This window comes from Rhizobacter sp. P3_C12, assembly GCF_056402735.1.
The window spans coordinates 13,669-33,496 of record NZ_JBFUGW010000002.1; the positions used below are offsets into that span (position 1 = coordinate 13,669).

The 19,828-nt window shown below is 67.9% G+C and carries 16 protein-coding genes and 1 pseudogene; 6 read left to right on the forward strand and 11 right to left on the reverse strand.

Annotated features, from left to right (window positions below; genetic code table 11):
• Positions 1-131: 131 nt before the first annotated feature.
• Together AC1DXV_RS00615 and AC1DXV_RS00620 are read left to right on the forward strand one after the other, a co-directional pair.
• Positions 132-1,724, forward strand: coding sequence for an anti-phage dCTP deaminase (locus AC1DXV_RS00615; RefSeq protein ID WP_477932104.1), 1,593 nt, complete (start codon positions 132-134; stop codon positions 1,722-1,724).
• Positions 1,711-1,938 (forward strand): hypothetical protein, encoded by a 228-nt coding sequence (locus AC1DXV_RS00620; RefSeq protein ID WP_477932106.1) that lies wholly within the window; start codon positions 1,711-1,713, stop codon positions 1,936-1,938. The genes AC1DXV_RS00615 and AC1DXV_RS00620 overlap by 14 nt, the downstream gene beginning before the upstream one ends.
• A gap of 11 nt (positions 1,939-1,949) precedes the next feature.
• Here the strand turns inward: AC1DXV_RS00620 and AC1DXV_RS00625 are convergent, their stop codons facing one another.
• A complete protein-coding gene (locus tag AC1DXV_RS00625; protein ID WP_477866865.1) occupies positions 1,950-3,653 on the reverse strand; it encodes an AMP-binding protein in 1,704 nt (567 codons plus the stop codon).
• Positions 3,654-3,799: 146 nt separating this feature from the next.
• On the opposite strand from AC1DXV_RS00625, the gene AC1DXV_RS00630 reads away from it, so the two are divergent.
• Entirely contained in the window at positions 3,800-5,305 is a 1,506-nt protein-coding gene (locus AC1DXV_RS00630) for a glycosyltransferase family 39 protein (RefSeq protein WP_477866855.1), read from the forward strand.
• Here the strand turns inward: AC1DXV_RS00630 and AC1DXV_RS00635 are convergent.
• A pseudogene (locus AC1DXV_RS00635) lies at positions 5,272-5,562 on the reverse strand (DJ-1/PfpI family protein); the annotation flags it as partial. The gene AC1DXV_RS00630 and the pseudogene AC1DXV_RS00635 sit on opposite strands and share 34 nt — an antisense overlap.
• 5 nt (positions 5,563-5,567) lie before the next feature.
• Between AC1DXV_RS00635 and AC1DXV_RS00640 the strand changes: the two are divergent.
• Positions 5,568-5,735, forward strand: coding sequence for a hypothetical protein (locus AC1DXV_RS00640; protein WP_477866857.1), 168 nt, complete (start codon positions 5,568-5,570; stop codon positions 5,733-5,735).
• A 212-nt stretch (positions 5,736-5,947) separates the two neighbouring features.
• Here the strand turns inward: AC1DXV_RS00640 and AC1DXV_RS00645 are convergent, their stop codons facing one another.
• The 7 genes from AC1DXV_RS00645 to AC1DXV_RS00675 all read right to left on the reverse strand — a co-directional run bounded on the left by AC1DXV_RS00645 (position 5,948) and on the right by AC1DXV_RS00675 (position 13,667).
• On the reverse strand, positions 5,948-7,192 hold the full coding sequence (locus AC1DXV_RS00645; RefSeq protein WP_477866859.1) for a carbohydrate porin: 1,245 nt from the start codon (positions 7,190-7,192) through the stop codon (positions 5,948-5,950).
• Positions 7,189-7,389, reverse strand: coding sequence for a hypothetical protein (locus AC1DXV_RS00650; RefSeq protein ID WP_477866861.1), 201 nt, complete (start codon positions 7,387-7,389; stop codon positions 7,189-7,191). The genes AC1DXV_RS00645 and AC1DXV_RS00650 overlap by 4 nt, the downstream gene beginning before the upstream one ends.
• Before the next feature lie 9 nt (positions 7,390-7,398).
• Positions 7,399-8,490: an ABC transporter ATP-binding protein gene (locus AC1DXV_RS00655; protein WP_477866863.1), complete on the reverse strand. Its 1,092-nt coding sequence runs from the start codon at positions 8,488-8,490 to the stop codon at positions 7,399-7,401.
• A gap of 652 nt (positions 8,491-9,142) precedes the next feature.
• A complete protein-coding gene (locus AC1DXV_RS00660; RefSeq protein WP_477864990.1) occupies positions 9,143-10,456 on the reverse strand; it encodes a GH1 family beta-glucosidase in 1,314 nt (437 codons plus the stop codon).
• Positions 10,457-10,483: 27 nt separating this feature from the next.
• Positions 10,484-11,332, reverse strand: a complete 849-nt coding sequence (locus AC1DXV_RS00665) for a carbohydrate ABC transporter permease (RefSeq protein ID WP_477864991.1) — start codon at positions 11,330-11,332, stop codon at positions 10,484-10,486.
• A gap of 4 nt (positions 11,333-11,336) precedes the next feature.
• Positions 11,337-12,323 carry a carbohydrate ABC transporter permease gene (locus AC1DXV_RS00670; RefSeq protein ID WP_477932108.1) on the reverse strand — a complete coding sequence of 329 codons (987 nt, stop codon included), beginning with the start codon at positions 12,321-12,323 and terminating at the stop codon, positions 11,337-11,339.
• A 93-nt stretch (positions 12,324-12,416) separates the two neighbouring features.
• Positions 12,417-13,667, reverse strand: coding sequence for an ABC transporter substrate-binding protein (locus AC1DXV_RS00675; RefSeq protein ID WP_477864993.1), 1,251 nt, complete (start codon positions 13,665-13,667; stop codon positions 12,417-12,419).
• Positions 13,668-14,301: 634 nt separating this feature from the next.
• On the opposite strand from AC1DXV_RS00675, the gene AC1DXV_RS00680 reads away from it, so the two are divergent.
• Positions 14,302-15,288 (forward strand): LacI family DNA-binding transcriptional regulator, encoded by a 987-nt coding sequence (locus AC1DXV_RS00680; RefSeq protein ID WP_477864994.1) that lies wholly within the window; start codon positions 14,302-14,304, stop codon positions 15,286-15,288.
• Between the two features lie 13 nt (positions 15,289-15,301).
• On the opposite strand, the gene AC1DXV_RS00685 is transcribed toward AC1DXV_RS00680, so the two are convergent.
• A complete protein-coding gene (locus AC1DXV_RS00685) occupies positions 15,302-16,117 on the reverse strand; it encodes an HDOD domain-containing protein (protein ID WP_477864995.1) in 816 nt (271 codons plus the stop codon).
• 225 nt (positions 16,118-16,342) lie between these two features.
• Between AC1DXV_RS00685 and AC1DXV_RS00690 the strand changes: the two genes are divergently transcribed.
• Positions 16,343-18,994 (forward strand): DUF3857 domain-containing protein, encoded by a 2,652-nt coding sequence (locus AC1DXV_RS00690; RefSeq protein WP_477864996.1) that lies wholly within the window; start codon positions 16,343-16,345, stop codon positions 18,992-18,994.
• On the opposite strand, the gene AC1DXV_RS00695 is transcribed toward AC1DXV_RS00690, so the two are convergent.
• A complete protein-coding gene (locus AC1DXV_RS00695; RefSeq protein WP_477864997.1) occupies positions 18,963-19,724 on the reverse strand; it encodes a TSUP family transporter in 762 nt (253 codons plus the stop codon). The two genes, AC1DXV_RS00690 and AC1DXV_RS00695, sit on opposite strands and share 32 nt — an antisense overlap.
• Positions 19,725-19,828: the final 104 nt, after the last annotated feature.

Here is a 19,828-nt window from a genome sequence, read left to right on the forward strand (position 1 = left end):
TGACGATTCCCCTCTTGGCGGGCTCGCAGGCGAGGCACAGAATTCGCCGCATTGCAGCGTCGGCGACGCTCCATGGCAGTTCCGAAGTAGCAGTGCATCGCCCGCCCGCTGTGAATCTGGAATTCAGAGACATGAACAAACCTCGCCCCGTACTCGCCCCTCCGAAGCACGCCCGCTCGGCAGAACTGTTCGAAGGCACAGCCACCTCGGACCTATTGGCGTCGACTCACACGCGCGAACTCGTCATCGCCCTGTGCGGCCCCATCGGCTCACCTGTCCATGAAGTCGCCGCAAAACTGCAGGACATGCTCAAGACGGCATTCGGTTACGCATCCTGCAAGGTCATCAAGCTGAGCGGCTTCATCGAGGACCACGCGAGGAAGGCCAGCAGGTCCATCGATCAAAGACCAGACCGTCGCAGGCACGCCCTGATCAGCCTCGGCGACGAGATGCGGCAAAGGTACGGGCATGGCGTGTTGGCAGAACTCGCCGTCCATGAAATCCGGATCGACAGGGAGTTGGAGGGAAAAGATCCCACGAGCGGCCAGTACGTGCCCCGTCGGGTGTGCCACATCATCGACTCGATCAAGAACCAGGAAGAGCTGGAGTTGCTGCGCACCGTGTACCGCGAGGCGCTGTATGTCGTTGGTGTCTTCGCACCGCTATGGCAGCGCGAGGAAGCATTGCGCTCGCATGGACTCGACGGCCCTGCTGTTGCCGCATTGATGGATCGCGATTCAGGTGAAGAACTGGCGGGTGGGCAAACCGTTGCCGAAACCTTTCCCCAATGCGACTTCTTCTTGCGGATGGACTCGCAGACCGAAACTCAGCTGCGTGCCCGAGTTGAGCGATTTCTGAACCTCATCCTCGGCACGCAGGTCATCACGCCGACGCGATCGGAAGCCGCCATGTACGCCGCCGCTTCCGCAGCAGGAAACTCCGCCTGCCTGTCGAGGCAAGTGGGCGCTGCGGTCACCGACGCCACAGGCGAGGTTCTGGCCGTCGGCTGGAATGATGTGCCGAAGGCATTCGGCGACCTCTACGTGACCGATCTCGCTGCCGACACGAACGGCGACCAGGACAAGCGTTGCTGGAATCATGGCGGCAAGTGCTACAACGACGAGGAAAAATCACTGCTGGCAGAGCATGTCATCGCATCGCTCGATGGGTTGATCCCTGCGGAGAAGCGTGATCAGGCCGTCACCGCAGTACTGACGAACAAGAAGCTGCGGGGGTTGATCGAGTTTTCCAGATCGATCCACGCGGAGATGCATGCCATCCTGACGGCGCTGCGACAGAAGGGCGACCGGGTGCGAGATGGCCGCATCTACATCACGACCTATCCCTGCCATTCATGTGCCCGCCACATCATCGCGGCTGGAATCCGGGAGATCTACTACATCGAGCCCTACCAGAAGAGCTTGGCCATCAAGCTGCACGGCGATGCGTTGAGCGAGCATGAACAGGACGCATCGAAGGTTCGCTTGATCCCCTACGACGGCGTGGCGCCCAGCCGCTATCTGAGCCTGTTCCGCATGCGGCCGGATTCGCGCAAGAAGAATGGCAAGGTGATCCGCGTCAGGCCCGATGTCGCTACGCCAAAGCTTGAGAAGAGCCTGGAGGCGTTGCCCGCGCTGGAAGCGCTGGTCGTAGAATCTCTCATCCAGCGCAGGCTGGTTTCTCAAGCCCCGTCCCAAGCAGGAGCAGCACATGAAGACACCTGAGCAGCTCCCCCTCAATTTCTCTGCATCCCCGTTCGATCGCGCGAATTCGAACGAACCCACATCGGCCGATGTCGTCGATCTCGGTGCGGTGCGAGCTGCAAAGCGCGATCGGCGCATGAGCGCCGTCTACAACGCTATTCGAGAGTCCATCCGGCACATCGACCTGCGTCGCGCGGCCACCGGTCGCGACTTCGAGGATTCGTCCTACGGCTGACCACCGAGACGTCAGCCCGCGTGCCACAGCACGGCACGACCCGCCCGTGACCAGCCCTCGAACAAGGCCCCGTACGCCTCCTCGATCCGGTTGCGCTTGACCTTGAAGGTCGGCGTGATGAAGCCGTTGTCGACGGTCCACGGCTCGCTCACCGTGACCAGGCAGTCGAGCTGCTCGTGCGGATCGAGCCGCTCGTTGACGTGGCGCAGGTGCGCCTCGAACGAGGTCTCCAGCTCCTGGCGCGACAGCGGGTTGCCCGCGCCCTGCGCGGCCGCCGGCGACAGCATCAGGATGCCCATCGGCTGGCCCAGGTTCGCACCGATCACGCAGCAGGCCTCGACCGCCGGGTGCATCACCAGCTGGTCCTCGATCGGCGCCGGCGACACGTACTTGCCCTTGCTCGTCTTGAACAGGTCCTTCACGCGGCCGGTGATGCGCAGGTTGCCTTGCGCGTCGATCTCGCCCTTGTCGCCGGTGTGCAGCCAGCCGTCGTCGGTCATCGCCTCGCGCGTCAGCCCGGGCGCCTTGTAATAGCCCATCATCAAGCCCGGGCTGCGCATCTGGATCTCGCCGTCGATTGCGGCGATGCGGCACTCGACGCCGTCGTAGGGCGGGCCGACCGTGCCGGGGCTCGCGCGCCCGGGGTGCGTCGCATGCGACACGCCGCAGTTCTCCGTCATGCCATAGGCATCGAGGATCGGCAGCCCCAGGCCCTCGTACCAGCGGCGCAGCTCCGGCGGCAGCGGCGCGGCGCCGCAGGCGGCGATGCGGCACTGGTCGAGACCGAGCGCGCGCAGGATCTTGCGCCGCACCAGCGCACCGACCAGCGGGATCCGCAACAGGCGCTGCAGCTTCGCCGGCGGCAGCTTCGCGTGCACGCCCTGCTGGAACTTGACCCACAGCCGCGGCACCGAGAAGAACACCGTCGGCCGCGCGCGCTGCAGGTCGCTCGCGAAGGTCTCCAGGCTCTCGGCGAAGAACAGGTGCATGCCGGTCACGAGCTGCCCGTGCTCGACCAGCGCCCGTTCGGCCACGTGGGCCAGCGGCAGGTAGCTCAGCATGCGGGTGTCGGGATCGATCGCGTCCAGCCGCTTCAGGCCCGCGCGGATCGACCATGCGAACGCGCCGAAGCTCTGCATCACGCCCTTGGGCATGCCGGTGGTGCCGGAGGTGTAGATGAGGGTCGCGAGCTCGGCCGCGTCGCGCACCGGCTCGCCGGTCAGCGGCGCGGTGCGCGCGACGAGCGCATCCCATTGCGGGTACCCGTTCGGCGGCGCGAGCGGCATGCCGATGCACGGCAGCTCGTCCGGGATGCCGGACTTCATCGCCTCCCAGCCGTCGAGCTTGCCGACGAACAGCAGCTGCGCCTCGCTGTGCAGCAGGATCTGCCGGATCGTCGCGGCCGACAGCGTCGGGTACAGCGGCACCGAGACGCCGCCGGCCATCCAGATCGCCCAATCGGCCATCAGCCAGTGCGCGCAGTTCTTCGACAGCAGCGCCACCTTCGCGCCGTCGCGCACGCCGCGCTCGCGCAGGTGGGCGGCCATGCGCCGCACCTCGGCCATCGCCTGCGACCAGGTGAACTCGCGCAACACGCCGCCACCCTGCGGCTGCGTGAAGCAGATGCGGTCGGGCGCGCTGCGCTCCCAGTGGTACAGGCGCTGCAGCGCGAGGTGTTCCGGCAGGATGGGATCGGCCACGTGCAACTCCGGCATCGGCGCGATGGCACCGGTCACCGACGATAGGAGCGGCGGGGCCTCGGCGCCTAGAGGGTGAGTACCGATCGACCGCGAAGCACCCTTGTCCATGGGGGGCGGGGATTAAACTGCGGCGCCCTGTCGGCAGCCGGCTTCCCCCACCCATGGCCTTGTCTTCCCCTGTCTCCGCTCGCGCTCCGCGCCTGCCGCCGGCGCTCGCATTCGCGTTGCTGTTCGGCATCGGCTGGGCGCTGTTCGGAGCGCTGCTGAACCCCGGCCAGCCGGGCGATCACTTCGAGCAGTTCACCTGGTCGCACAGCTTCGAGGGCGGCTACCACAAGCACCCACCGCTGCCGACCTGGATGCTGGCCGCCGCGATCCGCGTGTTCGGCTTCTCGCCGCTGTGGCCCTACGTGCTGGCCGCGCTGTGCGTCGCCGGCACTGCCGTGTTCACCTTCCTGGTCGCGCGCCGCCTGCTCGGCGAGCGGCTGGCCGGCGTGGCCATCGTGCTGTGGGGGCTGCACTTCGCGTTCAGCTGGAAGGGCCAGCTGTTCAACCACAACACGGTGATGATGCTGTGCCTGGCGGCTGCGGCCTGGGTCGCACTGCGCGCCGCCGATGCCCGCGCCGGCTGGGGTGGGTGGATCGCGCTCGGCGCGCTGGCGGGGCTCGCGCTGCTGTCCAAGTACCAGTCGGCGGTCGGGCTGGCGGGGCTGATCCTCGCGCTGGGCCTGGGCGGCATGCTGGCCACCGCCCGCGCGCGCATCGGGCTCGCGCTCGCGGTGCTGATCTCGCTCGCGATGTTCGCGCCGCACATCGCCTGGGTGTTCCACCACCAGTTCTCGACGCTGCGCTATGCGTCGACGACCGCGCTGCAGCTCGATGCCGCGGGCCGCGTGCAGAAGCTGCTGTCGTTCACTGCGGTGCACCTGCGGATGCTGGTGCCGGTGCTGGTCGCGATGCTCGCGCTGCTGGCCTGGCAGCGCGCCGCGCCGGCCGCTGCGGCGCATGAGGATGCCGTGCCTCCCCGCGTGCGCCGAGCCTGGCTGTTCGGGCTGCTCGGCTTCCCGCTCGCGGTGCTGGTCGTGATGTGCCTGGTGTTCGGCGTGCGCCTGCAGGATCACTGGGGCTTCCAGAGCGTGCAGTTCATCAGCCTGTGGTTCGCCTGGCTGCTGCGCAAACGCACCGGCGCGGCCACGCTGCGGCGCCTGTGCGTGCTGGCGCTCGTGATCCACGTCGCGTTGATGGCGGCCTACGCGCGCTCGGTGCTCGATCCGTCGACGCTCGCCGGACGCGGCCGCCCCGACCAGTTCTACCCGGCGCAACGCCTCGCCGACACGGTGCTGGCCGCCTGGCGGCAGACGACCGCGTGCCCGCTGCGCTTCGTGGTCGGCCCGACCTACGAGGGCGGCATGGTCTCGGTGTATTCGGGCGGCAACCCGCCGGTGCTGGAGTCGGGCGATCCGCTGAAGTCGCCGTGGGTCGACCTGGCGGCGCTGCGCGAGGCCGGCTCGGTGCAGCTGTTCCACAGCGCCGACGAGGCCCCGCCCGGCACGCCGCCGCTGCACAGGCTGCCGTTCATGCCCGGCGGCTCGACCACGTCGACCTACGACATCCTGTGGACCATCGTGCCGCCCCGCGACCCCGCCTGCGCTGCCCCGGTCAAGTGAACTGCCGCCGATAGTCGCGCGGCGCCACGCCGACGCGCCGCGCGCAGCGCAAGCTCGCGGCCATGGTCCTCTTCGACCATCGCGAGCGCCAGGTCCATGCCTGCCGTCACGCCCGCCGAGGTGCAGAGCGGGCCGTCCTTCACGTAGATCGCGTCGGGCTCGACGGTGGCGCCGGGGTTCTCGGCGGCGAGGCGTTCGACGGAATTCCAGTGCGTCGCGACGCGCCGCCCCTGCAGCAGCCCGGCCGCGGCGAGCACGAAGGGTGCATCACGAGCCGCTGGTGGGGGCGATGGTGCCGTCGCTGCTGGTGCTGATCGGGCCGTTCGCGGTCGGCTTCCTCGCGCTGCTCGCCTTCCTGACGATGGTGCTGGCGGTGCTGACGATGCGCACGCTGCGCATCGCGATCGACGGCCGGCTGCTCGCCGGCTGAAACGAGCAGATCGGAAAGAGCACACGCAAAAAGGCCCGGCACAGGGCCGGGCCAACGCTCTCTCGCTTCGGACCCCCACCGCCGTGGGGATCCCGCGGGTCACGGCGCCGAGGCGCCGAGCCCGCGTGATCGGGCCGCACACCGGGGGAGTCGGGCAAGCACGATCCCCCAACCGCGGCAAAACCTCTCCGTCCGGCGGCGGCCCGGGCCGATCACCACCAGGTCTCGCCTTGGACCCCGACGGACGTGCCGGCCTTCTTGTCGCCGAAGACGGCCTGCGTGGTGCCGCCCAGGTTCAGGCGTGCCGCCTCGTTCCACGCGGCGTGGGTGACGAACAGGCGCACGGTCGGACGCGACCCCGGGTCCTTGCCGGCCGAAGCGGCCAGCGTGCCGGTGATCTTGGTCATCGTCAGGTTGCCGGTGCTGCCGGCAGCGGCCGCGAGGCTCGAGCCGAGGTCCGGCTTGACCTGGTCGTGGCCCACTTCGAGCAACGCGCGGAACGGCCCGCCGAGGTAGGTGTCGGTGCGCGCACCGAGCGCGAACCACTTGTTGCCGGCGTCGCCGCCGGCGGCGTTGATCTGCTTGTTGATGCGGTACTCGGCGATCGCATCCCAGCCGGTGGTCTCACCGAACTTGCCGGTCTGCTGGATCACCACGCGGCTGTTCTTGGTCTCGCCCAGCTTGTCGAACTTGGCGCCGAAGATGGTCGCGCCGCCGAGCGTGCCGTTGATGGTCTGGTAGGCGCCGACCGCGAGGCCCTTCGGTTGCTTGGGAGCTTCCTGGCCGTTGGCACCGCTGGTCTTCGACTGCATCGAGCCGGTGACGTAGATCGACAGCTCGCCGTTCGGGATGTCCTTGATGCCGGTCAGGCGCACCGGGAAGGTGAAGCGGTTGTTCTTCACCGAGGTGTCGGTGGCGACACCGGGCACGCCGTAGTTCGGGTCCATCATGAACGCGACGCTGAGCTTGCCGATGCCCAGCTCCATGTCCTCGATGCCGGCACCGTTGCCGTCGTTGTTCTCGAGGAACTGGTCGTTGATGCCGAGCTGCAGGCGGTTGTAGAAGCGGCGGCCGGCCCAGATCTTGCCGTTGGCCAGCTGGCTGATGTGGTCGCCGTAGGTGTAGATCTGGCCGAAGCGCGTGGTCAGCGCGTCGGGCTGCGACTGGCCGGCATCCCAGGCCTTGTAGACGCTCGGCATCACGTGCACGTGCCAGTCGGAGCCCTCGAATTCGGCGAGCTTCGCGTTGATGTTCGGCTCGACGACGTAGTCGCATTCATTGCCGAGGCGCCACTTGGTGTCGGCGCCGGCCAGCTGGTAGCACACCTGGTTGCCGCCGCGCGTGTTCAGGCCGACGCCCGCACGCATGTAGCCCGAGAAGTCGATGACTGGTCCGGCGGCGGCCGAACCGACGGCGCCTGCAAGCGCCATCGCGAGGAACAGAGGTTTCTTGTTCATGGTTTCTCCTGGTCTCCTGTTGGGGTGGAAGGAAGGTCGTTCGCCGAAGTGGCGGCTTTTGGCCTTTGGAGTGGCAGGCCAAAACGGGGGCGCGACGCTGCAGCCGGCACCGGGCGGTCCGTGGAAAACGCGCGCGGCAACAGCGGTGCAATCGTTTTCATCACGGCGGTGAGGAGCGTGGGCAGCGGAACGTGCATGGGGGATCCCTAGTGGAGGGCGAGGGCGGCGCCGTTGTCGTTGAACAGCAGGGCGCGCGAGGCTTGCGGCACGAGGCCGATGTCCTGGCCGGCGCCGAGGCCTTCCTGGTCGGCGGGCACGCGCAGCGAGACGGTGTTGGCGGTGCCGCGCAGCGTGGCGTGCACGATGATCGAATCGCCGAGGTGTTCGAGCAGGTCGACGCGGGCGGCGAGGCCGTTCTCGACGCGGCCGATGCCCAGGTGTTCGGGGCGGATGCCGAGCACGAGTTGCGCCGACGCGCCCGAGGGCAGGCCACCCGGCAGGCTGAGCGTGCCGGCCTGTTCGACGCGCAGCTGCACCGCGCCGCCGCCGGCCGCCGCCGCGACGCAAGGAATGAAGTTCATGCGCGGCGAGCCGAGGAAGCCGGCGACGAACTGGTTGGCCGGCTGCTCGTACAGCGACATCGGCGTGCCGACCTGCTCGATGCGGCCGGCGTTGAAGACGGCGATGCGGTCGCCGAGCGTCATCGCCTCGACCTGGTCGTGGGTGACGTAGATCATCGTGTTGCCGATTTCCTTGTGCAGCTTCGACAGCTCGATGCGCATCTGCACGCGCAGCGAGGCGTCGAGGTTGGACAGCGGCTCGTCGAACAGGAAGACGCGCGGCTTGCGCACGATGGCGCGGCCGATCGCGACGCGCTGGCGCTGCCCGCCCGAGAGCGCCTTCGGCTTGCGTTCGAGCAGGTGCGTGATCTGCAGGATCTCGGCGGCGCGGCCGACGGCCTTCTTGACGTCGTCCTTCGACTGCCCGGCGAGCTTGAGCGCGAAGCCCATGTTCTCGGCGACGGTCATGTGCGGGTAGAGCGCGTAGCTCTGGAACACCATCGCGACGCCTCGGTCGGCGGGCGGCACCTCGTTGATCAGGTCGCCGCCGATGTGGATCTCGCCGCCGCCGATGTCCTCGAGGCCGGCGATCATGCGCAGCAGCGTGGACTTGCCGCAGCCGGACGGGCCGACGAAGACGGCGAATTCACCATCGGCGATGTCGAGGTCGATACCGCGGATCACCTCGACGTTGTTCTCGTAGCTCTTGCGCACGCCGCGCAGGGTCAGGGTGGACATGGTTGCTCAGGTCTCCGATGAGGTCTTGTTGTGCGCGTCGGCTGCGGCTGGGGGTGTGGCCGGGCGGCTCATGCCGGGGCGGTCGGCCCTGGCGGGCCGACTCCACGAAGAAGAGTGGCTTCGGCGGTGCATCGCCAAACTCCCTCCACTCACTTCGTTCGTTGTGGTCAAACAGTGGCGATGAGTCAGTTCACGAAGCGTGCTGCGCACGCCACCGCCGAAGCCACTCTTCTTCGTCGCCCCAGAAATCGCCCCCCAGCCACACCCCCAGCCGCAGCCGCCGAACGGCTTGTGTTCGTAGCCCGGATGCCAATCCGGGATGTGTCGAACAAACCCCGGATTGGCATCCGGGCTACGGATCACCGTCGTCGCCACAAAGGCGCGGGTGGGTAGGCTGTGGAGCGCCAATAGGGACGGGGCGCCGGAGCTGGCTGGTTTCGTGGCCCGCGTGCGCCAGCACGCTTCGTGAACTGACTGTCGCCGACTGTTTGACCACAGCGAGCGAAGCGAGCGGAGGGAGTTTCGGCGACGGGCCGCGAAACCAGTCAGCGGAGGGAAGTCATCGCCCCTCCGGGGCGATGACCGCACCGGCCGGCGAGCCACAGCCTGCCCACCCGCGCCTTTGCCGCTCCGACACGCGAACGTCGCCATCTCAACCCCCACTCCGAGAACGCGCGATGAACTCGCGGTACCAATGAGCGCTGTCCTTGAGGGTGCGCTGCTGCGTCGCGTAGTCGACATGCACCAGCCCGAAGCGCTTCGCGTAGCCGGAGTTCCACTCGTAGTTGTCGAGCAGGCTCCAGTAGAAGAAGCCGCGCACATCCACGCCCTGCGCGATCGCGTCACTCACCGCACCCAGGTGGCTGCTCAGGTAGTCGATGCGCTGCGGGTCGGCCACCTTGCCGCCCTCCAGCTTGTCCGCACAGGCCGTGCCGTTCTCGGTGATCCACACCGGCGGCAACGGGTAGTCGCGGTGGATCTTCACCAGCAGCTCCGTCAAGCCCTGCGGATAGTTCTCCCAGCCCATGTCGCTCTCGCCACGCAGCTTCGGCGGCGGACGCGGCGGGTCCTCGCTCGAGGCCCAGATCCGCGTGTAGTAGTTGACGCCGAGGAAATCGAGCTTTTGCGCGATCACTTCGAAATCGTTTTCATGAGTGACCGGGTAAAGGTGCACACCGGGGGCCGTCGGGTAGCGCTTCAGGAAGATCGGGTCCATGTACCAGCGCACGAAGGTCGCGTACTCGCGCTCGGCCAGTGCGATGTCGGTCGCGCTGTTCGTGGCGGGCGTCGCCGGCGACTGGTTCAGCACGATGCCCAGCGGCGCCTTCACGCCGGCCGCGCGCATCGCCTGCAGCGCGAGGCCGTGCGACAGCAGCAGGTGGTGCGCGACCTGCACCGTCAGCTGCGGGTCCTTGAAGCCCGGTGCGAACTGGCCATTGCCGTTGCCGAGGAAGGCGGTGCACCACGGTTCGTTGTGCGTGGCGATGCTCGCCACCCGGTCGCCCAGCCGGCGGCCGATCACCTCGGCGTACTCGGCGAAGCGGTACGCGGTGTCGCGCGAGCCCCAGCCGCCCCGATCCTGCAGGCCCTGCGGCAGGTCCCAGTGGTACAGCGTCAGGTGCGGCGCGATGCCGCGCTCGAGCAGCCGGTCGACCAGCCGGTCGTAGAACGCCAGCCCCTTGTCGTTCCAGGCGCCATGGCCCAGCGGCTGCACGCGCGGCCACGCGATCGAGAAGCGGTAGCTGTCGACGTTCAGGCCGGCGATCAGCTCGACATCGTCGGCCCAGCGGTGGTAGTGGTCGCAGGCGACGTCGCCGGTGTGGCCCTCGAAGGTCTTGCCCGGCGTGTGCGAGAACGTGTCCCAGATCGACGGGCCGCGGCCGTCCTCACGGGCCGCGCCTTCGATCTGGTAGGCGCTGGTGGCAACACCCCACGCGAAGCCGCGGGGAAATTTCGGGTCGGTCACGGGTCGGAATCCTTGAGATGAAACGGGTCAGGCCTTGACCGCGCCGGCGGTCAGCCCTTCGATCAGCCGGCGCGAGGCCAGCACGAACATCACGAGCAGCGGCAGCACCGCGATCGACGAGCCGGCGCAGATCGCGCCCCACGGCGTCTGGCCGGTGCCCTGCAGCGAACGCAGCGCGAGCGGCACGGTGAACATCTCCATGTCGCGCATCACGATCAGCGGCCCGAGGAAGTTGTTCCACGCACCGATGAAGGTGACCAGGCCCAACGTGCCCAGCGCCGGGCCGATCAGCGGCACGATGATGCGCAGGTAGATGCCGAACTCGCCGCAGCCGTCGATGCGCGCGGCATCGATCAGGTCGCGCGGTATCGCCGAGCCGATGTACTGCCGCATCATGAAGATGCCCAGCGCCCCGCAGGCCGCCGGCACGATCAGCGCCTTCGGCTGGTTCAGCCAGCCCAGCCAGCTCATCGTCAGTGCCGTCGGGATCATCCCCACGAAGCTCGGCAGCAGCAGCGTCGCCATCACGAAGGCGAACAGCCGGTCCTTGTGCTTGAAGTCGTACATCGCGAACGCGAAGCCGGCCAGCGAGCAGAACAGCAGGTTCAGCGCGGTGATCGCGACCGCGATGTACAGGCTCCAGCTCAGGTTGCGCCAGAAGAACGGCAGGCGGTCGAGCAGCAGCTTCACGTTGTCGATGAAGGCATCGCCGAACCACAGCGGCGGCGGCACCGACAGGATCTCGCGGTTCGAGTGCGTCGCGAACACGAACATGAAGTAGAACGGCGCCAGCATCAGCAGCGCACCGCCGAGCACGATGGCGTAGGCGCTCGCGGCGGTGGCCGGGTTGGCGAAGCGGATGGACGTGGAGCTCATCGCGTCAGGCCTTCTTTTCGCCAAGCAGGCGGTTGTTGGCCCAGGTCACCACGGCGATCACCATGAACAGCAGCCACGCGATGCTCGACGCGGTGCCGAAGTCGTTGTCGATGAAGGCGGTGGCGTACATGTGCATCGCCGCCGTCTTGCCGGCCTGGTCCAGGCCGCCGGTGCCGCCGGTCAGGATGAAGGGCTCCTCGAACAGCTGCAGGTTGCCGATGATGGTCAGCGTGACCGCGAAGAAGATCATCGGCTTGAGCATCGGCAGCGTCACGTAGCGGAACTGCTGCCAGGCCTTCGCGCCGTCCATCGTCGCGGCCTCGAACAGGTCCTTCGGGATCGTCTGGATCGCCGACAGGTACAGCACGGTGTTGAAGCCAACATAGCGCCACCAGACGACGAACGAGATCATCCACTTCGTGTAGTACGGCTGCCCCCAGTCGATGTTCTGCGCCGGAAACAGCCAGCCGATCACCGGCACCTGCGACATCGCGCCCAGTGCCGCGTTGACCACGCCGTAGTCGCGCGAGAACAGCGACGAGAACACCAGCGAGATCGCCACCGTCGACGTGATGAACGGCAGGAAGTACGCGCCGACCACCGCGTTGCGCCAGCGGCCGAACGCGGTGTGCAGGAAGAACGCCAGCGGCAGCGCCACCAGGTGCTGCGGCACGCCCGAGACGATCGCCATCCACACCGTGTTGTAGAGCGACTTGTGGAACCAGTCGTCGTTGGTGACGACGTAGATGTAGTTCTCCAGGCCCACCCACTGCATCGCCTCCAGCCCGGCCGCCGGCTCCCAGCGGTGGAACGACATGAAGATCGAGAACAGCAGCGGGAACAGCCCGAACACCAGGAACAGGACGAAGAACGGGCTGATGAACACGTACGGCGCGATGTCGCGGAAGCTGCGGCGGCGCTTGCGCGTGCCGGGCTGCGCGACGAGCGGCGTCGTCGTGTCCGTGGTCGCCGGGACCGTGGGTTTGGGCATGGCCTGCATGGTGTCGGGTACAAGCCGGGCACGGCGGTGCGCGCCGTGCCCGGTCGTTCAGCGGGAGATCAGACGTGAGTCACACGCAGCGGGTCAGCGGCGAACGCGCTTCTTGACCTGCTCTTGCGCATCCGCCAGGGCGGTCTTGATGTCCTTGTTCTGCTCGAGCACCTTGTCCAGCTCGGCGTTCACGACGTCGTTGGCCACCGGGTCGTACTTGTCGACGGCGATCGCCTTGATCTTGTCGGCCGACAGCTTCCACAGCTGGCGCGCCTTCTGGCCGCCCAGGTACTCGATCGGCTGGTCGATGAAGGGATCGCTCTGCGCCTCGATCAGCGACGGGAACGCGTCCAGGCTGCGGAAGGCCTCGATCTGCATGCCCTTGTCCAGGCTCATGAACTTGATGAAGTCCCAGGCCGCGGCCTTGTTCGCCGCCTTCTTCGGGATCGCGTAGAACGAGCCGCCCCAGGAGGCGAACGCGCCGTTGGGCAGTTGCGCCGAACGCCACTTGCCCTTGGATTCCGGTGCCAGCCAGTTCGACAGGTGGCCGGCCAGCCAGGCACCCATCATCTGCGAGGCCACCTTGTCGCGCTTGAAGCCCTCGCTCCACTCGTTGGACCAGGCGGCGATCTTGGCGTCGATGCCGGCGGTGCGGGCCGCCTTTGCCAGCTCGAAGCCCTTCTGGAAGCGCGGCGTGTTGATCAGCGGCGTGCCCTTCTTGTCGAAGAAGATGCCTTCGCCGTCCTTCAGGCCGGAGCGGATGTAGATGTCCTTGATGTCCACTGCGTTCGCGAGCAGGTAGGCGCCGGTCGCGGCCTTCACCTTCTTGCCCGACTCGATGTACGACTCCCAGGTCTTGGTGAGGTCGGCCTCGCTGACGCCGGCCTTGTCGAGCAGGTCCTTGCGGTAGAAGAGGGCGCCCGGGCCGATGTCGGCCGGCATCGCGGCGAGCGCGCCGCTGCCGCTCATGCCCTGCGGCACGGTGAACTTGGCGATCTTCGACTGGTACTGCAGGCCGTTGTACGGCGCCTTGCCGAGGTCCTCCAGGCCGCCCGACTCGGCGAACTTGCCGATGAAGCCGACTTCCACCGCCATCACGTCCGGCACGTTGGCACCGGTGGCCAGCGCCGTCGTCATCGCGGTGTGGTGGTCGCCGAAGGCCAGGCTGGTCAGCTTGATCTCGACCTCGGGGTGCAGCTTCTTGTACAGCGGAATCGCCGCCTTGACGGCCAGGTCGAAGCTCGGGAAGGACGCCACCGTCAGCGTCGTCGTGGTCTGGGCTGAAACGGCTCCGGCCATCGCCAGCGCTGCGCACAGCAGCAGGGGTTTCGTCAGTCGTGTCACGTCGGGTCTCCTAAGGTCTTTGTGGACGCCGGGCGGGCTGCCTTTTGCTCCGTCGGCTTTTGTACAGGCTCGTGCCTGACGCGGGTCGAACTTCGGCCAGATCGGCTCGGCTGAAATCGATTTCACTTCTGCAAACGATTTCAGCGGCGGCGTGCCCCGGTGTCAATCGACAAAACCCGGGGTGCTGCACCAATGAGGGAAAGTCCTCTCCGGACTCACCCTGAAGGGAATCCGGACAGTTCTGTTTCTCTGAATCTGCCCTCATTTCTGAAATCGATTTCAGAATGAAACGAATTAGAAACGTGGCGACACCATCGGTCAAGACATTCGAGACTGGGGAAATCCCCGAGATGGCGCGCCGTGCCGGGCCGGGGCATGCGGTTTCACAATAACGCTGCAGGCCAGCATTGGCGCCATTCATGGCCGGCGCTTCAGCCATCATCCGTTGCACCAGCACACAATCCAGGCGCCAGGAGGCGAGCCATCGATCCCGCTCATGGTGCCATCTGGTTTCGGCAAGGCTCTGAAAACGTTGCCATACTTGAAACCCCATGCAAAATCGCGAATCGCCCTCTCGCCACAGCCCACCGTGACCCGTCCGACCGTACGTTCGCCCCTGACTGTGCCGGCTGCCGTGACCCTGCTCGACGTGGCACGCGAGGCCGGCGTCTCGCCCAGCACGGTGTCGCGCATCCTGAATGGCACCGCCCGCGTCACCTCCGACAAGCGGCAGGCGGTTGAAACCGCCATCAGCAAGCTCGACTTCAAGCCCAACCTGTTCGCGCGCAGCCTGAAGACCGGCACCACGATGACCATCGGCATCCTGGCGCAGGACATCGAGAGCCCGTTCTACACGCGGGCGATGAAGGGCATCGAGACCGGGCTGCTGGGCAGCGGCTATGCGCCGATCATCGTCAGCGGCCACTGGGATGCGCGTGAAGAGGCCGAGCGGGTGCGGCTGCTGATGACGCGCCGCATCGATGGCGTCGTGATCCTCACCGGCCACATGGACGACGCGCAGATCGTCGAGTTCGCGCGCCACCAGCCGATCGTCGTGACCGGGCGCCACCTCGACAGCCACAACATCATCGCGATCAAGCTCGACCAGGTGCGCGGCGGCTACCTGGCCACGCGCCACCTGATCTCGCTCGGGCACCGGCGCATCGCCCACATCGCCGGCGTGCGCGACCACGACGACGCGAAGGACCGCTACCAGGGCTACCTGCAGGCGCACGAAGAGGCGGGGCTGACGCCCGACCCCGAGCTGGTGGTGCAGGGCGATTTCACCGAGCCGGGCGGCCTGTTCGCGATGACGCGGCTGCTCGACGGCGGGCGCTCGTTCACCGCGGTGTTCTGCGCGAACGACCAGTCGGCCTTCGGTGCGCGGGTGGTGCTGTACCGCCGCGGCATCCGCGTGCCGGACGACGTGTCGCTGGTCGGTGTCGACGACCTGCCGGCGGCGGCCTACCTGACGCCGCCGATCACGACGGTGCGCCAGCCGATCTACGAGATGGGTCTGTATGCGGCGCACGCGCTGCTCGGCATGCTCGGGCACGCCGCCGAAGAGGTGCACGTGCCGCCGCTGGAGCTGATCGTGCGGGAGACGACGCGGCGCGTGTGAGCGCCAGCCGAAGCTAGCGGGCTTCGGCGTCTTCGATCTGTTGTTTGACCTTGCGCGCACCGCGCAGCACCAGCGTCTCGTCGAGCAGCGCCTGCGGCGCCACCGCGCGCGCCACCTCCTCGAGCGAATCGGGGTCGGTCATCAGCGCATTCGCCAGCGCCGACAGCGCGCAGATCGAGCGCCGCGGCACCTGCGGCGGCAGCTCGCGCGTCGCGTTCACCGTCACGTGATGGCGCACGCTCGCGACGGCTGCCGCGGCCAGGCCCCAGCTCTCGCACAGCGCGGCGCCGAGCAGGTCGTGGCTGACGCCGAAGGCTTGGTGCTCCAGGTACATCAGCTCGGTGTCGTCGGCGGCCGAGGCGAGCATCGGCTGGTAGACGGCCTGCGAATGCTTGAACAGCACCGCCTTGCCGCATTCCTCGAACAACCCGGCCGAATGCGCGCCCCACGGGTCGACGCTCAGCACCTGGCCGATGCGGCCCATCAGCAGGCCGCGCACGCCGGCGCGCTGCCACAGCGGTTCCAGTTCGGGCGCCGGCGGGAACACCGCGCGCAGGCCCATCTCGAAGGTGACGGCCGCGACTTCGCGCGTGCCGAGGTAGGTGACGGCCTGCTGCACGCTCTGCACGCGGCCCTTCAGCCCGTACAGCGACGAGTTCACGGCCTTCAGCACCGCCGAGGCGAGCGCCATGTCGCTCTCGATCAGGCGGGCGAGCGCCTGCAGGTTCACGTCGTCCTCGGCGAGCAGCAGGGACAACTTCACCAGCGCTTCCGGCTGGGCGGGCACGTCGATGTTCAGTGAACGCAGCTTGGGATCGATGGGAGGCATGGCGGAATCCGGGTCGTAGAGCAGTTCTTCACGGTCGATGCTACGCAGCCAGCCGGCGCCCGATCCATCGAACAGGCGGGAATTTCAGCCTTTGTTGGCGCGGCAGGCACCCGCCGGGGCCGGTCGGGCCCCTGGATTCGCCGACACTGCATGCCGTTCATCCGCCGCACGTGACAGGCGGAGACACGTCCGCGGACCAGCCGCGCCCTGGAGGGGGATGTCTTGATGTCGAACTTTCGCATTCGCAGGCTGCGAGGCCTCTTCACAGTCTTCGCAGGCCTGCTGGCCGGGGCCAGCGTGGCGGCCGCCGATTTCACGGTCAGCGCGCCGCCGGCCTGGGTCGAAGCCATCGCCCCGGACCTGGCGGCCTCTGCGCCGACCGAACAGCTGAGCGCGGGCGTTCACTACCTGCTGTCGGACACGCAGACGCGCGTCGACGCCCAGGACCGCACGACCTGGCGGCACCTCGCGATGAAGGCGGTGAATCAATCGGGGGTCGAATCGGTGGCGCATGTGCAGATCGGCTTCGACCCGGCCTGGCAGGTGCTGAGCCTGCACTCGATCCGGTTGCACCGCGACGGCCGCGTCATCTCCAAGCTGAATGCCGCGGCCGTCAAGGTGCTGCAACAGGAAAAGGAGCTCGAGTACCGCATCTTCGACGGCAGCAAGACGGCTCACGTGTTCCTCGAAGACGTGCGCGTCGGCGATGTCGTCGAGTACGCCTACTCGGTGCGTGGCAGCAACCCGGTGTTCGGCAACCGGCAGTTCGGCCGCATCGAACTCCAATGGAACGTGCCGGTGCACCAGCTGGTGGCGCGCCTGGCGTGGCCCGTGGCGCGCAAGCTGGCGCTGAAGCCGCTGCACACCGCGTTGCAGCCCGTGATCACCGAGCACGACGGCCTGGTCGACCACCGCTGGGAAGCGCGCGATGTGGCACCGCTGGTGGTCGAGGCCGGCGCCCCGGAGGGCTTCAATCCCTATCCCGTCGTGCAGTGGAGCGAGTTCGCCGACTGGGGCGCCGTCGCCCGTTGGGCCGAGCCGCTGTACCGCCTGCCCGCCGTCCTCGGGCCGGCGCTGCGTGCGGAGGTCGATCGCATCGCGGCTGCAGGGGGCAGTGCACCCTACAAGACGGCGCAGGTGCTGCGCTTCGTGCAAGGCGAGATTCGCTACCTGGGGGTGGAGGTGGGTCCGGGCTCGCATGCGCCGAGCGCGCCCGATACCGTGCTGGAGCGCCGTTTCGGCGACTGCAAGGACAAGTCGCTGCTGACGGTCACGATGCTGCATGCGCTGGGCATCGAGGCTCGCCCGGCGCTGGTGCACACCAGTTCGCGCGGCACGATCGCCGATCTGCAGCCGACACCTGGCGCCTTCAACCATGTGGTCGTGCGAGCCGAGGTCGATGGAACGACCTACTGGCTCGACCCGACGCGATCACCGCAGCCGGGCACGCTCGACACCCTGGTGCAGGCCGGCTTCGGCCGCGCGCTCGTCGTCGGCGCCGGCACCACCGGCCTGGCCGAGGTCCCGCCGGCCCCGCAGCAGCATCGCGAGGTGCGCATGCTGATCGACGCCGGCGCCGGGCTGGACCAGCCGGTGCGGCTGACGGTCGCCACCATCGCGGACGGCACCTATGCGGAATCGCTGCGCGACAGCCTCGCGACGACCAACCGCGACGACCTGCAGAAGAATTACCTGAATTACTACGCCCGCTACTACCCCGACATCGCGGTCGCCAGCCCGATCACGGTGGCCGACGACGGCCATGCCAACCGGGTGACCGTGACGGAGAGCTACCGCATCACCGCGTTCTGGACCCGCAACGAGGACAAGAAGCGGCTGGAGTCCGCGGTGTTCGCCCCCGACATGGAAGACGCGTTGCGCGCCCCGCGCCAGACCCGCCGCGATGCGCCGCTGGCCCTGGGCCTGCCGACCGAGTTCGTGCACACGGTCGAGGTGCGGCTGCCCGGGGAATGGCCGATCCAGGCGGAGCACACCGAGGTCAAGGACCCGGTCTTCAGCTTCGAGCACAGCGTCGGCACCCAGGCCGATCGCCGCGTGGTCACCCTGCGCGACCGGCTGGTCTCGCATGTCGATCAGGTCGCCGGTGCCGACGCGCAGCGCTATGCCGGCAACCTGGAGCGCGCGCGCGGCAACCTCGGCTACAACTTCTACAAGAACGACGCGGGAGCGGTGCCGGCGGCCGCGGCCGGCACGGGCTTCAACTGGCTGGTCGCGCTCCTCGGAGCGATGTTCGCCGGCCTCTGGTGCATGCTGGCGTGGAAGCTGTACCGCTGGGATCCGCTGCCCCGGGCGCCCGTGCAGGATCCGTCGCTCGCCGGCCTGCGCAGCTGGCTGGTGCTCGTGGGACTGTCGCTGGTCTTCGCACCGGTGAGGTTGGTATTCGACATCGGCTCGACCCTGCCGAGCTACTCGCTGCAGACCTGGAATGCGTTGACCGTCGCCGGGCAGAGCGCCTACGACCCGATGTGGGCGCCGGTGATGCTGATCGAACTGGCCATCAACCTGGCCAAGCTGATCTTCGTGGTCATGATCGCGGTGCTGTTCTTCCGCAGGCGCAGCAGCCTGCCGGCCTTGCTCATCGGGTGGATGGTGATCACGCCCCTCGTCCATGCGGCCGACCTGGTGGTGGCGGCCCGCTTGCTCAAGACCGACGATGCCGCGTCGGCGCGCAACTGGGCCGAGGTCGGCCGTTCCGTGTTCTTCAGCCTGGTGTGGACCTTGTACTTCGTGCGCTCCGAGCGGGTGGCGGCCACGTTCACGCGCCGCCTGCGGAGCGAGCTCCCTCCCGCGCCCACCGAGGATGCAGGCCCCGCAGGCCCACCAGTCAGCGCAGAAACGCGTCCCACCCCGTCTTGAGGATCAGCGCCGACACCACCGCGATGAACACCCCGCGCACGAAGCCCGCGCCGTGCTTCAGCGCGAGCCGCGTGCCGAGCAGGCTGCCGATCACGTTGGCCACCGCCATCGTCAGCGCGATGTGCCACCACACGTGGCCCTTGATCGCGAACAGCGCGAGCGCGGCCAGGTTGGTCGCGGTGTTCAGCAGCTTCGCGCTCGCACTCGCGTTCAGGAAGTCGTAGCCGAGCAGCCGCACGAACAGGAACACGAAGAAGCTGCCGGTGCCGGGGCCGAAGAAGCCGTCGTAGAAACCGATCACCAGGCCGATGCCGCTGGCCAGCAGCGCCTGCGTGCGACCGCTGTGCAGCGGCGCGTGCGTGCGGCCCATGTCCTTGCGCGCCAGGGTGTACGCGAGCACGCCGACCAGGATCAGCGGCAGCGCCTTGCGCAGCCCGTCGGCGCTGACCAGCGTGACGGTCCACGCACCGCTCAGCCCGCCGACCAGCGCCGCCACCGCGGCCGGCAGCAGCGCACTCCACTGCAGCTGCACGCGCTTGGCGAACTGGGCGGTGGCCCAGCCGGTGCCCCAGACACCCGCGCCCTTGTTGGTGCCCAGCAGCGTGGCCGGCACCGCGTTCGGGTAGACGCTGAACAGGGCCGGCACCAGGATCAGCCCGCCGCCGCCGACGATGGCATCGATGAAGCCTGCGAACAACGAGGCGAGGGTGACCGTGACGAGATCGAGCATGCGGGGGGCAGGGAAGAAAAGGAATCCCGGAATGGGAAAGGGCGCCAGGATCACCTGGCGCCCTTCGCATTTTGTCATCGGTCCGGTCGCTCTCTGGAGTGCCG

Excerpts from the sequence above, each read along its gene's own strand:
- AC1DXV_RS00615 (WP_477932104.1), top strand. The coding sequence starts at position 132 with ATGAACAAACCTCGCCCCGTACTCGCCCCTCCGAAGCACGCCCGCTCG.
- AC1DXV_RS00620 (WP_477932106.1), top strand. The coding sequence starts at position 1,711 with ATGAAGACACCTGAGCAGCTCCCCCTCAATTTCTCTGCATCCCCGTTC.
- AC1DXV_RS00625 (WP_477866865.1), bottom strand. The coding sequence starts at position 3,653 with ATGCCGGAGTTGCACGTGGCCGATCCCATCCTGCCGGAACACCTCGCG.
- AC1DXV_RS00630 (WP_477866855.1), top strand. The coding sequence starts at position 3,800 with ATGGCCTTGTCTTCCCCTGTCTCCGCTCGCGCTCCGCGCCTGCCGCCG.
- AC1DXV_RS00645 (WP_477866859.1), bottom strand. The coding sequence starts at position 7,192 with ATGAACAAGAAACCTCTGTTCCTCGCGATGGCGCTTGCAGGCGCCGTC.
- AC1DXV_RS00650 (WP_477866861.1), bottom strand. The coding sequence starts at position 7,389 with ATGCACGTTCCGCTGCCCACGCTCCTCACCGCCGTGATGAAAACGATT.
- AC1DXV_RS00655 (WP_477866863.1), bottom strand. The coding sequence starts at position 8,490 with ATGTCCACCCTGACCCTGCGCGGCGTGCGCAAGAGCTACGAGAACAAC.
- AC1DXV_RS00665 (WP_477864991.1), bottom strand. The coding sequence starts at position 11,332 with ATGAGCTCCACGTCCATCCGCTTCGCCAACCCGGCCACCGCCGCGAGC.
- AC1DXV_RS00670 (WP_477932108.1), bottom strand. The coding sequence starts at position 12,323 with ATGCCCAAACCCACGGTCCCGGCGACCACGGACACGACGACGCCGCTC.
- AC1DXV_RS00685 (WP_477864995.1), bottom strand. The coding sequence starts at position 16,117 with ATGCCTCCCATCGATCCCAAGCTGCGTTCACTGAACATCGACGTGCCC.
- AC1DXV_RS00690 (WP_477864996.1), top strand. The coding sequence starts at position 16,343 with ATGTCGAACTTTCGCATTCGCAGGCTGCGAGGCCTCTTCACAGTCTTC.
- AC1DXV_RS00695 (WP_477864997.1), bottom strand. The coding sequence starts at position 19,724 with ATGCTCGATCTCGTCACGGTCACCCTCGCCTCGTTGTTCGCAGGCTTC.